Raw genomic sequence first — 16,113 nt, forward strand, 5'->3', positions numbered from 1 at the left:
CCCTTCGAAAGTTGACTCACCCAACACCAGGGTTTCCAGGCCCTGGGGCACCGGCAACGGCAGGTGCGCCTGGGTCAGCAGCAGCTTCACGCCACTGTCTTCGAGCATGTAGGCCAGGCGCTCAGGCGGGTATTCAGGGTCCAGCGGCACGTAAGCGCCACCGGCCTTGAGCACGGCCAACAGGCCAACAACCATTTCGATGGAGCGCTCCACCGCCAACCCGACCAGCACGTCCGGGCCCACGCCGGCTTCGATCAGGCGATGAGCCAGGCGGTTGGCGCGGCGATTCAGTTCGGCGTAGCTCAAGAGCTGCCCGGCAAAGATCAGGGCTGGCGCATCCGGTTGTGCCAGCACCCGGGCTTCAATCAATTGATGCACCCATTGACCTTGCGGGTAAGCACGCTCGGTGGCATTCCACTCACAGACCCGTTGTTGGCGCTCCGAGGCAGCCAGCATCGACAAATCCTGCAAAGCCAACGTCGGATCGGCAACTGCCGAACGCAGCAAGCTCAGCCAATGCCCGATCATGCGCGAAGCAGTGACAGCACTGAACAGATCAGTGGCATAAGTGAGGGAAGCCCACAGGCCATCATCGGTTTCTTGGGTGTCCAGGCTCAGGTCGAACTGGGCGCTCTGGGTGTCCCACTCTAGATTGGCAATACGCAGCCCCGGCAGTTGCTGAGCGCTTGCATGGGCCTTGGCCTGATGGTTGAACATCACCTGGAACAGCGGATTATGGCTCAGGCTGCGCTCGGGCTGCAGCGCTTCTACCAACTGTTCGAAGGGCAAGTCCTGATGGGCCTGGGCTTGCAGCGCGCGTTGCTTAGTGTGCTGCAGCAGCTGTGCGAAGGACATCTGGCCGTCGAGATCGGCCTTGAGCACCTGAGTATTGACGAAAAAGCCAATCAGAGACTCGGTCTCGACGCGGTTACGGTTAGCAATCGGCACGCCGACGCGGATGTCCTGTTGGCCGCTGTAGCGGTAAAGAAATACCTGGAACGAGGCGAGCAACAACATGAACAGGGTCACGCCCTCGCGCTGAGCCAAGGCCTTCAGGCCGGCAACCAGCGACGGCTCCAGCGCTATGTCTTGGCGTGCACCGCGAAAACTCTGCTGGGCCGGGCGCGTGTTATCGAACGGCAGCTCCAGTACGGACTGTGCCCCGCTGAGCAGCTCACACCAGTACTTCAATTGACGCGCCTTCTCCCCTGCCTCCATCCAACGACGTTGCCACAGCGCATAGTCCGCGTATTGAATCGGCAGCGGCGCCAGCACGCAGTCCTGACCCTGGCTGTAGGCAGCGTAAAGCTGCATCAACTCCCGCACCATCACGCCCATGGACCAGCCGTCAGAGACGATATGGTGCTGCACCATCACCAGTACATGTTCACCTTCACCGAGGCAAAGCAGGCTGACCCGCAGCAACGGACCTTGCTGCAGGTCAAACGGGCGGGCGATCTGCGCTTCGACGCAGGCCTTGAGCTGGGCTTCGTCAATTTCGCTTTCAGCGATGTCGACAACTGCATGGTGCAGTACCTCCTGAGAGCGTTGTTCATCACTCAGGTGAAGGCGAGTACGCAAACTTTCATGGCGTGCGACCAAACTGTCAAAGCAGCGTTGCAGGGCTGTCTTGTCCAAGTGGCCGCTCAGACGCAGCGCAGCGGGTACGTGATAGGCGGCGCTGTCGGGGTCCAACTGCCAGAGAAACCACTGACGCTCCTGGGCGTAGGACAGCGGCAGGTGTTGGCCGTCTTCGCGAATCGAGGCGATCGGCAGTTGAGCGAAACTCATGCCCCGGCTTTGCAAGCGCTGGTAAAACTGCTGGCGCTGCTCCAGAGGCAAGCGAAGAAAGCGCGACACCAGGTCGATATTAGGGTTGGAAAGCATGGTTCAAATCGCCTCTAGTTCGCTCAAAAAGTCACGAAGGTCATCAAAATCTTCCACGCTGCCGGCGCGGAAAGTGGCTGCGGCCTGCACGTAGGCGCGCAGCGATTCGGTCTGGAACAGTTCCATCAACGGTACGTCCAGGCCGAGCTCGGCCTGCACCCGCGAGGTAATCTGGATCGCCAGCAAGGAGTGGCCACCGACATCAAAGAAGTTGTCGTTCAGGCCCACTTGCGGCAGGTGCAGGATGTCGGCCCAGATCGTGGCGATTTGCTGCTCAAGCTCGGTTTGCGGGGCCAGGTACTGCTGCTGCATCTGGCTCGCATCCGGCAGCGGCAGGCCCTTGCGGTCGAGCTTGCCGTTGGGGGTCAGCGGCATCTGCGCCAGGAATACGAAGTGGCTGGGCACCATGTAGTCCGGCAGGTCGGCTTTCAGGGCGCGACGCAGGGCGTCACGGAACTCAACCTGGTCGGCCAGGCTGGCGTCGGCCGGTACCACATAGGCCACCAGTTGTTTACCGGTCGGCCCCTCCTGGGCCACCACCACGGTTTCACCGACACTGGCTTGCTCACGCAAGCGCGCTTCGATCTCGCCCAGTTCGATACGGAAGCCTCGGATCTTCACCTGATGGTCGACACGCCCCAGGTAATCCACTACGCCATCCGGGCGCCCACGGGTCAGGTCGCCACTGCGATACACGCGGCTGCCGGGCTTGCCGAACGGGTCTGGCACGAAACGCTCGGCAGTCAGTGCCGGGCGCTCCAGATAACCCCGCGCCACGCCCTCGCCGCCCAGGTACAACTCGCCGGCCACGCCGATGGGTTGCAGGTTTAGTTGCGCGTCCAATACATAACCGCTGCGGTTGCCCAGTAAGGTACCGATGGGCGCGTAGACGGCGCCACAGGTGTCGCCCTTGCGTGCCTTCCACAGCAGCGGCGTAACCACGGTTTCGGTCGGGCCGTAGCCGTTGAACAGGTATTTAGGTTTCAGCGCGCGCCACGCCAGGTCATAGCTGGCTTGAGCAACGGCATCACCGCCAAAGCAATACACCCGCACCGCCGGTGGGTTGCCGTCGCGCTCGGCATGTTCGGCCAACTGTTGCAGGTACACCGGTGGGAACACGGCCATGGTCACGTTGTGGCGATGCATCTGCTCGTAGGTGTATTCCGGCAACCACAGGCTGTCGTCACGGATCAACACGCTGGCGCCGTTGATCAGCGGGTGCATCCAGCCTTCGTGGGAGCCGTCGAAAGCAAATGACATGAAGTGCAATTCGCAATCGGCCGGGGAGGTTTCATAGCGTTCACCGGTGGCAATGATATGCGCCACCAACGGCCCATGTGACACCGCCACGCCCTTGGGCAAACCGGTGGAACCGGAGGTGTAAATCACGTAGGCGAGGTTGTCGCCGTCCAGCACCACATCCGGGGCCGTATCGCTGTAACCGGCCCATTCTTCGGTGCGATCAATCGCCAGGGTATCCAGGCCCTCTGGGACCGGCAGTTGCTGCAACGCCCGGCTGTGAGTCAGCAGCAGTTGCGCACGGCTGTCTTGCATCATGTACAGCAGGCGATCACGTGGGTATTCGATATCCAGCGGCACATACACGCCACCGGCTTTCATCACCGCCAGGAACGCTACCATGCTCTCGGCACTGCGCGGCATGGCAATAGCCACCCGCACTTCCGGGCCAACACCACGAGCGATCAAGGCATGGGCCAGGCAGTTGGCCTGGCGATCCAGCTCGCCGTAACTCAGGGTTTGAGCATCGAATTTCACCGCCACCGCGTCCGGGGTTTCCCGGGCGCGATCACCGACCAATTCGTGCACCAGGCGCTCGGCTGAAAAACCGGCGTCGGTCTGGTTCCACAGCTCAAGAATCTGCTGTTGCTCGTCCTCGCCCAGCAGGCTCAATTGGCTGATAGGCTGCTGTGGGTCGACCACCATTGCCCGCAACAGGTTCTGCCAGTGCCCGGCCATGCGTTCGATGGTCGCCACGGCGAACAGGTCGGTGGCATAACTCAGGGAGGCACGCAGGGCCGTCTGGCTTTCTTCCACATCCAGCGCCAGGTCGAACTGGGCCACGCCCTCGTCCAGATCCAAAACTTCGACGTACAGGTCGGCCAGGCCCTGCAGATGACTGCCGGCAGCGCTCACACGGTGATTGAACAACACTTGGAACAACGGGCTCAGGCTCAGGCTGCGCTCCGGCTGCAATGCCTGCACAAGCTGTTCGAACGGCAGGTCCTGGTGAGCCTGGGCCTCCAGGGAACGCTGACGCACTTGATGCAGCAATTGCTCGGTGCTCATTTGCCCGTGAATATCGGCCTTGAGCACTTGGGTGTTGACGAAGAAGCCAATCAACCCCTCGGTTTCCAGGCGATTGCGGTTGGCAATCGGCATGCCCACGCGCACATCCTCCTGGCCGCTGTAGCGATGCAGCAACGCCTGGTAAGACGCCAGCAGCAGCATCGGCAGTGTGACGCCAGCGTGCTGCGCCAATGCGCGCAATCTGCCCAACAACTCAGGATGCAACTCGATACCCAAGCGTGCGCCGCGATGGCTTGGCTGTGCTGGGCGCGGGTGGTCGAACGGCAACTCCAGCACCGGTTGCTCGCCGCTCAATTGCTTACGCCAGTAGGCCAATTGACGCGCCTGCTCTGCGGCCTCCATCCAATCGCGCTGCCACACGGCATAATCGGCGTACTGGATCGGCAGCGCCGGCAATTGCACGTCCTGGCCTTGGCTGTTAGCGGCATACGCCTGCACCAGTTCCTCGACCATCAACTGCATCGACCAGCCGTCAGAGACGATGTGATGCTGCACCAGCACCAGCACATGGTCGTCCTCGGCCAGGCGCAGCAAGGTAACCCGCAGCAGCGGTCCACGTAGCAGGTCGAAAGGCTGGGCGACCACCTGCGCGACCCGCGCCTTGAGGCCGGCATAATCGCTGTCGACCTGCTCGATATCGACCCGGCTCTGGGCGTCAATGACTTGAACCGCGCCGGTGGCGTCCTGACGGAAATACGTGCGCAGGCTTTCATGGCGAGCCATCAAGCTATCGAAGCTCTCTTGCAGCGCGGTCAGGTCCAACGGCCCCTGCAAACGCAAGGCGCTGGGGATGTGATACGCGGCGCCGGCCGGGTCCAGTTGCCAGAGGAACCACTGGCGCTCCTGGGCATAAGACAGCGGTAGAGGTTGCGTGCGGTCGGCCTTGATCAGCGCAGGCGCGGTGACGCCCTCCTCGCCCAAGGCCCGCACGAAATCACCCAGCAGCGGCTGTTCGAACAAGGACTTGAGTGGGACTTCCAGCCCCAGGGCCTGACGCACCCGTGACACCACCCGCGTGGCCAGCAATGAATGCCCGCCCAACTCGAAGAAATGATCGTCGAGGCCCACCTGGGGTAATTCCAGTACCTCGGCCCAGATCGCCGCCACCTGCTGCTCACGCGGGGTGACGGGCGCCACATGATCCTTGAGCGACAGGCTGGCATCCGGTTTGGGCAGTGCCTTGCGGTCGAGCTTGCCGTTGGGGGTCAGCGGCAGGCTGTCGAGGAACAGCCACTGCGCGGGCACCATGTAGTCCGGCAAGCGCTCGCGCAGCGCGGTTTTATAGACCTGCGACGCCTGCGGCGCGGCGCTGACCAGGTAAGCGATCAGCCGGTCGTTATCGGCCAGCACCACGGCTTCGCGTACGCCGTCGAACTCACGCAAGCAGGCTTCGATTTCACCCAGTTCGATACGGAAACCCCGGACCTTGACCTGATGGTCGACACGGCCGATGTATTCCACCACGCCGTCGGCGCGATAGCGTGCCAGGTCGCCGGTACGGTACAGCCGTTCGCCCGGTGCCCCAAACGGGTTGGGCACGAAGCGCTCGGCGGTCAGCGCCGGCTGCCCGTGGTAACCCCGCGCCAGGCCCACACCGCCGATCAGCAGCTCACCGGACACACCTTGGGGGCATGGCGTGAGACCGGCATTGACGATGAACAAGCCGGTATTGGCGATGGGCCGTCCAACGAACGGCAATGCCTGATGCAAACGATGAGCCGCCGACCAGATGGTGGTTTCCGTCGGGCCATAGAGGTTCCACAGCGGGCCTTGCAGGTCGAGCATGCGCTGGGCCAAATCGACGGGCAGCGCTTCGCCACCGCACAGGCAGGCGATGCCACGCAGTGAATGAGCCCGTGGGCTGTCGAGCAACATGCGCCAGGTCGAGGGCGTGGCTTGCAGCACATTCGCCGCCTGGCGCTGGGCCAGATCGAGGATCGCGTCCGGGTCGAGGGCCATTGCCTGGGCGCTCAGCAACACGGTGCCGCCGACACTCAGCGGCACATACAGCTCCAGGGCGAAGATGTCGAACGAGAAGGTGGTCAGCGACAACAGCCGCGTGTCTTGGCCAATACTCAACGTGTCGGCCATGCCGCTGGTAAAGCTGCACAGCGCCTTGTGGCGCACCATCACCCCTTTGGGCTTGCCGGTGGAGCCAGAGGTGTAAATCACGTAGGCCAGATGCTCCGGTGTCACGGCAACCTGAGGGTTGTGCTGCGCTGTGCCGGCCTCCGCCACCATCAGCACCTGCACGCCGTGCGGCTGAGCCAGGTGCCCCAGCAGGTGCGGTTGCGTCAGCAATACCCGGGCGCCGCTGTCTTCAAGCATGTAGGCCAGGCGCTCTGCCGGAAACTGCGGGTCGAGCGGCACATAAGCGCCACCGGCCTTGAGGGTCGCGAGCAAGCCGACCGCCATGTCCAAGGAACGCTCCACGTGCACCGCCACCAGCACGTCCGGGCCGACGCCCATGTCGATCAGACGATGGGCCAGCCGATTGGCGCGGCGGTTGAGTTCGCCGTAGCTCAGGCGCTCGTCATTGAAGTGCAGCGCAATGGCGTCGGGTTGCGCCGCGGCCTGGGCCTCAAACAACTGGTGTACGCAGCGTTCGCGTGGGTAGTCGGTGTCGCTGCGGTTCCAGTCGTGCACCATTTGCTGCGATTGCGACGGGCTGAGCATCGCCAGGTCGTCCAAGGCCACCGAGGCATCCTGCAGGACCGCACGCAGCAGGTTTTGCCAATGCTCGGCCAGGCGTTCCGCGGTCGCCGCGTCAAACAGATCCGTGGCGTAAGTCAGCGAGGCCCAGAGACCGTCCACCGATTCCTCGGTTTCCAGGTTCAGGTCGAACTGCGTGCTGTGACCGGCCCAATCCACTGGCTGCAAAGCCAGGCCGGGCAATTGCACCGGGGCTGAACGCAGGCTGTCCTGGTGGTTGAACATTACTTGGAACAGCGGGTTATGGCTCAGGCTGCGCTCGGGCTGCAACACTTGCACGAGCTGCTCGAACGGCAGGTCCTGATGGGCCTGCGCCTCCAGGGCACGCAGCTTGACCTGGGCCAGCAACTGTTCGAACGGCATCTGCCCGTGCACGTCAGCTTGCAGCACCTGGGTGTTGACGAAAAAGCCCAGCAGTCGCTCGGTTTCGAAGCGATTACGGTTGGCGACCGGTACGCCGACACGTAGCTGTGACTGGCCGCTGTAGCGGTGCAGCAAGGTCTGGAATGAAGCCAGCAACAGCATGAACAGCGTCACGTCCTGACGCTGGGCCAGGGCCTTGAGTTCAGTCAGCAGCGCACGCTCCACATGAATCTGACGGCGCGCGCCACGATGGCTCTGCACTGCGGGGCGCGGATGGTCGAGGGGCAGGTCCAGCAGCGAATGTTCGTGACCCAAACGAGCGCACCAGTAATCGAGCTGGCGTTGTTTTTCCCCTGCCGCCATCCAGTCGCGCTGCCACTGGGCATAGTCGGCGTACTGGATCGGCAAGGCCGGCAAGCCTGCGTCGCCTTGGTACAGCGCCGCCCACTCGTCGATCATCACTTGCATCGACCAGCCGTCAGAGATGATGTGGTGCTGGGTGATGACCAGCACGTGGTGATCAGGCGCGACGATCAGCAACTTGACGCGCATCAGCGGGCCGTTGCGCAGGTCGAACGGGCGCTGGATCTCTTCAGTGACTGCCTGCTCGATAGCGCCGGCGTCGACCTTTTGTTGTTCAACCGGCACTGCCAGGCTTGGGTGGATGATTTGCACAGTGTGCTCGCCCGACTCCACAAAGGTGGTGCGCAGCGGTTCATGGCGCTGCACCAGGGCCTCGACGGCGCGCTCCAGCGCCGCGATGTCGAGTCCACCGCGCAGGTGCAAGGCGGTGGGGACATGATAGGCCGCGCTGGTGGGGTCCAATTGCCAAAGAAACCACTGCCGTTCCTGAGCAAAGGACAACGCCAGCGGCTGGTCACGGCCAACTGCCTGGATCACGGGCGCCGTATCGACCTGCACGCCTGCGCAAGCCGCAGCAAAGGCTGCCAGCGTCGGCTGTTCGAACAGGGCCCGCAACGGCACTTCCAGCTTGAGGTCATGGCGCACCCGGGAGATGACTTGGGTGGCTAGCAAGGAATGGCCGCCGCGTTCGAAGAAGTGATCTTCCAGGCCAACCTGCTCGACCTGCAACACTGCTTGCCAGATCGCCGCCAACTGGATTTGCAATGGACTTTGCGGTGCCACGTAGGCGGCGCTGGCCTGATTCAGGTCGGGGGTGGGCAGTGCGCGGCGGTCGAGCTTGCCGTTGTGGTTCAACGGCAAGGCATCGAGGACCACCCAATGGCCGGGCACCATGTAGTCCGGCAATGTCTGGCGCAAGCGTGTCGCCAGTGCCTGGGGCTCCAGCGCTTGGCCTTCGGCGGGCACCACGTACGCCACCAACTGCGCGCCGGTGGCGCTAGGCTGCGCAAGCACCGCGGCTTCTCGCACGTTGGGCAAGGCTTGCAGGCTGGCTTCGATTTCGCCCATTTCGATACGCAGACCACGAATCTTCACTTGATGGTCGATACGCCCGACGTACTCCAGCGCACCCGCCGGGTTGTAACGGGCCAGGTCGCCACTGCGATAAAGCCGCGCACCGGGCGTGGCGGAAAACGGGTCCGGCAAGAAGCGTTCGGCGGTCAGCGCCGGACGGTCGAAGTAGCGTTGCGCCAAGCCCACCTCGGCACCAATGCACAGCTCGCCCACACCATCGGTGGCCAACAGTTCAAAACCGCTGTCGAGCACATACAGGCCGCGCCCGGCAATCGCCTGCCCAATCGGCACGCCGTAGGCGTCGGTGGCATCGGCCAATTGGCAGTCATGCACGCTGGAGACCACCGTGGCTTCGGTGGGCCCGTAGGTGTTGACCAGGCGCACATTGCCCAAGCCCGCGGCATGCCAGGCACGTATTCCTTCCACCGACATGGCTTCACCGCCCACATGCACCTGGCGCAGCTTTCCCAGGGAGCGACGGTGCTCGGCGCATTCCTGCGCCAACAGGTACCAATAGGCGGCGGGCAAATCGGCCAGGGTCACGCCCTGCTTGACGATTTCTTGCGCCAGTTGCCCGGCATCCCAGAGTTCATCGCCGCGCATGATCAGCGCGGCACCTGCACACAAGGGCGGGAAGCACTGTTCGACAAAGCCATCAAAACTGAAGGTCGCAAACTGCAACACGCGGTCCTCGGCGCTCAGTCGGCTGTACAGCGTGGCACTGTCGCAGAACTGGCCGAGGGCGGCATGGTCGATGGCCACGCCCTTGGGCTGGCCGGTGGAGCCGGAGGTGTAGATCACATAGGCCAGGTCAGCCGCCGCCGCGTGATTAGGCGGATTGGTCGTCGGGTAGCCGGTGAGTTCGTCGCCACTGGCGCTGAAATCCACGTGGGTCAGGCCTTGGGGTAAAGGCAGGTCGGCGAGCAAGCCGGTTTCGCTGAGCAGCAGGTCCAGGCGGCTGTCGGCGAGCATATAGGCCAAACGCTCAACCGGGTATTTAGGGTCCAGCGGTACGTAGGCCGCCCCGCTTTTGAGCACTGCCAGCAGGCTGACGATCAACTGCGGGCCACGCCGCGAAGCCAGGCCCACCCGTTGGCCGGGGCCGACACCCAGCGCCAACAGGCGATGGGCCAGGCGGTTGGCGCGCTGGTTCAACTGGGCGTAGCTCAAGCTGGCGTCACCGGCCTGAACAGCCAGGGCGTCTGGCGTCGCCTCGGCCTGGGCAGCGATACGCTGATGCACGCGTTCGTTGGCCTGGGGCGCTGCGGCCGAGCGGCTCAGGGCGAGCATCTGCCGTTGCGTGGGAGCGTCGAGAAGGCGCAGGTTGCCCAGCGGCATGTGAGCGTCTGCGAGCAATTGCGCCAGCAGGTGGTGCAGGTTGGCGCTCAGCTGCGCCACTTGCGCCTCGCTGAACTGGGCACGGTCATAGCTGAATTCCAGGCGTAGGCTGGCGCCCAGTTCGATGCCCAGGGTTAATGGATAGTGCGTGCGCTCATGGTTGTGCAGGCGACCGAAGGTCAGGCCGGCCGGTGCGCCTTGCTTGAGCGCCTCGGCGACTGGGAAGTTTTCGAACACCAGCAAGGTGTCGAACAGCGCGCCTTGCTGGCCGGCCCAGCCCTGGATGTCGTAGAGCGGCACATGTTCATGGTCGCGCAGGCTGAGGTTGAGCGCTTGCAGTTCGCTGAGCCACGTCGCGGCCGACTGGGCTGGCGAGGCTGCGCTGATGATCGGCAAGGTGTTGATGAACAGGCCCAATTGCTGCTCGATCCCCGGCAGCGGCGCGGAACGCCCGGCCACCGTGGCACCGAAAGCGACGCAGTCCTGGCCGGTGTAGCGTTGCAGCAACAGGCTCCAAGCCCCTTGCAGCAGGGTATTGAGGGTGACTTTGTGCTGGCGTGCGAACTCGCCGAGGCGGCGGGTAAAGTCGCTCTCCAGTGCCACGTGGTGGTCCGCCATGCCCGCCCCGTCTATCGGCGTGCGCAGCGCTTGCGCCAGCAGGGTCGGCGCCGGCAATGCCGCCAGGGCGGTTTTCCAGAACGCTTCGCCCGAGGATTGTTGTTGCAGCCAGGCGAGGTAATCGCGGAACTGCCCGAGCGGCGCCGGCACTGCCTGCCCCGCATAGTGGGCGATGACTTCACCGAGCAACTGCGCGTTACTCCAGCCGTCCATGAGGATGTGGTGGCTGGTGAAGATAAAGTGCCAGGCCGCACCGGCACCGCGCACCAGCGTCAGGCGAAACAGCGGTGCGGCATTCAGGGCAAAACCACGTTCGCGTTCGGCCTGGGCCAGGGTGTCGAAATCGGCGTCGGGGTCTTCGATCACTTGCAATTGCAGGTCGACCTGGCGCTGGATCAGCTGATGAGCACTGTCCAGGCCCAGCCAATGGAAGCTGCTACGCAGGATGTCGTGGCGATCCAGTGCGGCCTGCCAGGCACGCCCAAAAGCGAGCAAATCAAGGCCGTCGATGTCGAGGCGCAACTGGTTGATGTACGCCTGGGCCTCGGGTTCCAACAGGGTGTGGAACAGCATGCCTTGCTGCATCGGCGACAGCGGGTAAAGGTCGGCAATGGCCGGCCCGGCCACGGGCAAGGCATCCAGTTGCGGCTGGGTGAGGCGTGCCAGCGGGAAATCCGACGGGCTCACCTGGCCTGCCGGCGTGGCACAGCAATGCTCGATCAGCGCCTTGAGTTCGGCTGCGTATTCATCCGCCAGACGCTGCACAGTTGCCGCCTCGAACATCTCTCGACTGAAGCCCCATTGCAACGCCAGCTCACCGCCATACACCTGCCCTTCCACCGTCAACCAGTTGGCCAGCGGTGCTTCCAGGTCCTGGGCCTGCCCACTGCCCTGGGTGGCAGGAACTAACAGCGCCGACTCATTGAACTGGCGATCAAACTGGCCCAGGTAGTTGAAGGTGATGCGCGGCGCGGCCAGGATCGACAACGCTTCGCGGGTGTCAGGCGTGCCGAGGTAACGTAACAGGCCGTAGCCAATGCCTTTGTTCGGTACGGCGCGCAGTTGCTCCTTCACCGACTTGATCGCCGCCGACAGTTCCCCTTCGGCGTGCAGGCGCACCGGGTACAGGCTGGTGAACCAGCCGACGGTGCGGCTCAGGTCGATGTCGTCAAACAGGTCTTCCCGACCATGACCTTCCAATTGGATAAGCGCGGCAGGTTGCTCGCTCCAACGGCTGATCACCCGTGCCAGGGCGGTCAACAGCAAGTCGTTGACCTGGGTGCGGTAGGCCGCCGGCGCGTCTTGCAGCAGTCGGCGGGTGTGCTCGGCGTCGAGGCGCGTTTCCAGCTTGGCGCCCAGGCGGTTTTGCAAACCGCCCTCGGGGTGATCACACGGCAGTTCGGCGTCGATGGACTGAGCTCGCCAGTACGGCAGTTGCTCATCGAGGGTCTGCGCATGGCTGTGCAACTGTTGCGCCCAGTGCTGGTAGGCACTGGTTTTCGCCGGCAGTGCCTGTTCGCGGTAGGCCTGTTGCAGGTCTTCAAGCAGGATGCGCCACGACACGCCATCCACCACCAGGTGGTGGATCACCAGCAGCACACGCTGGCTGCCATCGGCCATGTTCACCAACGCGGCGCGCAGCAATGGGCCTTGGGCAAGGTCGAGGCTGCGCTGGGCTTCATCACACAGCGCCGCCAACTCGGCGTCGGTGCTGGCCTGGCATTGCCACAACAGTGGTTCGCTGACATAGGCGGTATGGCTCTGCTGCCAGCCGTCAGCCTGCTGCACAAAACGCAGGCGCAAGGCGTCGTGATGCTGGGTCAATCGCGCCAGCGCTGCCTCGAGGCGTGCAGGCTCAAGCACCTCGCCGGGCACCAGCAACAAGGATTGATTCCAGTGATGCCGCGCCGGGATCGGCTGCTCGAAAAAACTGTGTTGGACGGGCGTCAGCATGACCTCGCCGCTGACCGGGCCCTGGTCGATCAGGCTGGCCTGCTCGAAGCTGGCCACCAGCGCCAGGCTGCGGATGCTCTGGTACTGGAACAGGTCACGCGGGCTCAGGCGAATGCCGGCCTGACGGGCGCGGCTGACCACCTGGATGGAGATGATCGAATCGCCGCCCAGCTCGAAGAAGTTATCGTCCTGGCCGACCTGCTCAACGCCCAGCACGTCGCTCCAGATGGCAGCCAGGGCTGTTTGCAGGTCGCCTTGGGGGGCGACAAATGCCTGCTGCTGCGCCGCATCCGGCAGTGGTAACGCCTTGCGATCGAGCTTGCCGTTGGCGGTCACCGGCAACTTGGCCAGCGTAATGAAGTGGGTTGGCACCATGTATTCCGGCAAGCTGCTGAGCAACCAGGCCTTGAGATCTGTTGGCGCCTCGCCTTCGTGCACCAGATAGGCGACCAACTGCTTGCCGCCATGTACCAGCACCACGGCTTCGCGCACGTGTGGATGCTGCATCAAGCGTGCTTCGATTTCGCCCAGCTCGATACGCAAGCCGCGCAACTTGACCTGATGATCGAGACGGCCGAGGTATTCGATCACCCCATCGGCACGTTGGCACACGCGGTCACCGGTGCGATACAGGCGCTCGCCCGTCACGAACGGGTTAGGCACAAAACGTTCGGCGGTCAGGGCCGGGCGCCGGTGGTAATTGCGCGCCAGGCCGACGCCGCCCAGGTAGAGTTCGCCGCTGACGCCAGCCGGCACCGGGTTGAGTTGCGCGTCCAGCACGTAGGTGCCGAGGTTGGCGATCGGGCGGCCGATGGGCACGCTGTCGGCGCCTTCGTCGATGCAGGTCCAGTGCGTGACGTCGATGGCCGCCTCGGTCGGGCCATAGAGGTTGTACAGCGCCGCAGCGGGCAACTTGGCGAACACTTGCTGTTGCGCATCCAGGGGCAAGGCTTCGCCGCTGCAGACGATACGCGTAAGGCTTGCGCACGCCTGTACGCCCGGTTCATGGATGAACGCCTGCAGCATCGAGGGTACAAAGTGCAAGGTGGTGATGGCGTGCCGGCCAATGGTGTCAATCAGGCGCGCCGGTTCACGGTGCTCCCCAGGCGCCGCCACCACCAGGCGTGCGCCGGTCATCAGCGGCCAGAAGAACTCCCACACCGACACGTCGAAGCTGAACGGGGTTTTCTGCAACACGGCGTCATTGGCACCCAGGCCATACGCCTGCTGCATCCAGCTCAAGCGGTTGACCAAGGCGCGCTGGCTGTTGCCGGCGCCTTTGGGCTTGCCGGTGGAGCCCGAGGTGTAGATCACGTAGGCCAGGTTCAGGGCATGCAAGGCCACGTTCGGCGACTCGCTGCTGTAGCCGTCGAGCCATAGCGCCGGCTGGTCCAGAGCAATCACCTGGATACCGGCGACGGGCAGCGACGCCAGCAGGCTCTGCTGGCTGAGCAGCAGTTGTATGCCGCTGTCTTCGATCATGTAGGCCAGGCGTTCCTGGGGATATTCAGGGTCGAGGGGCACGTAGGCGCCACCGGCCTTGAGAATCGCCAGCAGGCCAACCACCATTTCGATGGAGCGCTCGATGCAGATCCCCACCAGCACGTCCGGCCCTACGCCCTGCCCGCCCAAGGCATGGGCCAACTGGTTGGCGCGTGCATCCAGCTGCGCGTAGGTCAAGGTGGTGGTACCGAACACCAGTGCCGGTGCATCGGGGCTGCGCCGCGCCTGGTCTTCGATCAGGTGATGAACCCCGCGCTCGGTCGGGTAGGCCTCGGCGGTCTGGTTCCAGGTGTGAACCAGCCGTTGCTGTTCACCCGCATCGAGCATGGGCAATTCGCCGATGCGCTGTTCGCCATCGAGCACCATGGCCTGCAGCAGGCGGGTCCAGTGCCGGGCCATGCGCTCGATGGTGGGCGTATCGAACAAGTCATTGGCGTAGGTCAGCGCGGCATGCAGGGTGCCGGACTTTTCGTAGGTGTCCAGGGTCAGGTCGAACTGGGTGGTGCGGCCTTGCCACTCCACCAGGGCCAATTCCAGCCCCGATGCGGTACTGACCGAGGCGATGTCGGCGACTACCGGCTGATGGTTATACATCACCTGGAACAGCGGCGTGTGGCTCAGGCTGCGCTCGATTTTCAGCGCTTCCACCAGACGTTCGAAGGGCAACTCCTGATGAGCCTGGGCGCCCAGGGCGTGCTCCTTGATCCCTTGCAGCAACTCGGCAACCCGGGTTTGCCCGCTCAGTTCGGTGCGCAACACCTGGGTGTTGACGAAGAACCCGATCAGCCCCTCGACTTCGGTGCGATTGCGATTGGCAATCGGCACACCGACGCGGATATCGCCCTGGCCGGTATAGCGGTGCAGCAGCACATTGAAGGCACCGAGCAGCAGCATGAACAGAGTGACATTGTGTTTTTGCGCGCAACTGCGCAGTTGCGCGGCCAGCGCCGGCTCAACCGCGAAGTTATGCCGGGTGCCTTGGTAGCTGGGCATCGCAGGCCGTGTGTGATCAGTGGGCAGTTCCAGTACCGGATGCTCGTCACCCAAGCGGGCCTGCCAGTACTCCAACTGACGCGCCTGCTCGCCCGCTTCCAGCCAGCGGCGCTGCCACAGGGCGTAGTCGCTGTATTGGATGGGCAGCGCCGGCAGTTGGGGCGCTTCGTTGCGCTCATGGGCGTCATAGCAACGGATGAACTCGTCGATCAGCACATTCATCGACCAACCGTCGGAGACGATGTGGTGCAGGGTCAGCAGCAACACGTGCTCCTGCTCGGCAAGCTTGAGCAGTTGCACGCGCAGCAGTGGCCCATGTTCCAGGTCGAACGGCAACAGCGATTGACGGGTGGCGGCGGCGTTGACGGCCTGCTCCCGTGCATCAAAGGCCAAGGCGGTGAAGTCCAGGTGCTCGACGGTCACCGACGGCTCCACCGCCACCTGCGCCAGCCGCTCATCGGCCTGACGCTGGAACACTGTGCGCAGGGTTTCGTGACGCGCCACCAGGCTGGCGAACGCTTGCTCCAGCGCTGGCAGGCTCAACACGCCACTTAAACGCACCGCGCCGGGCAAATTGTAGGCGCCGCTGGCCGGGTCTAACTGCCATAGAAACCACATGCGCTGCTGTGCGTAGGACAGCGCCTGGCGGTCCTCCACCTCCACCCCTGCCGGAATCGGAAACCTTGAAAAATCCACGCCTTCTTTCTGCAAGGCTTGCAGGAACAGTTGGCGTTTTTCCAGGGGCAGCCCGATAAACCGGCGAGCAAGTTTCAAGGAGTCTTCAGCATTCATTTCTTGGAATCCGGGGCAATAGGCGGGAAGCACAAAGGCACGTCGTCCCTATAAAACGAACCGGGCGGGGAAAAATTAGCGGGGGGATGGGTGGCGCCGAGGGAGCTGTCATCAGGGGTTACATCAATCCCCGGGAAGCAACGCGAACCTGAGCTAGGATTGACGAACACCACTTTTTGCAACTACATT

General features: G+C 63.6%; 2 protein-coding genes. Both read right to left on the reverse strand.

Annotation, left to right across the window (positions count from 1 at the left end; translation table 11 throughout):
* Positions 1-1,887 (reverse strand): condensation domain-containing protein (locus A7K61_RS22370; RefSeq protein WP_139129540.1); only part of this gene is annotated, 1,887 nt, incomplete at its 3' end.
* Between the two features lie 3 nt (positions 1,888-1,890).
* A complete protein-coding gene (locus tag A7K61_RS22375) occupies positions 1,891-15,924 on the reverse strand; it encodes a non-ribosomal peptide synthase/polyketide synthase (RefSeq protein ID WP_069558400.1) in 14,034 nt (4,677 codons plus the stop codon).
* Positions 15,925-16,113 lie beyond the last annotated feature (189 nt).

The sequence above is a fragment of the Pseudomonas sp. AP42 genome (assembly GCF_001728935.1).
Taxonomy (GTDB): Bacteria; Pseudomonadota; Gammaproteobacteria; order Pseudomonadales; family Pseudomonadaceae; genus Aquipseudomonas; species Aquipseudomonas lactis.

What these genes read in the sequence shown, in the direction of transcription:
- A7K61_RS22375 (WP_069558400.1), bottom strand. Translation starts at nt 15,924, where the DNA reads ATGAATGCTGAAGACTCCTTGAAACTTGCTCGCCGGTTTATCGGGCTG.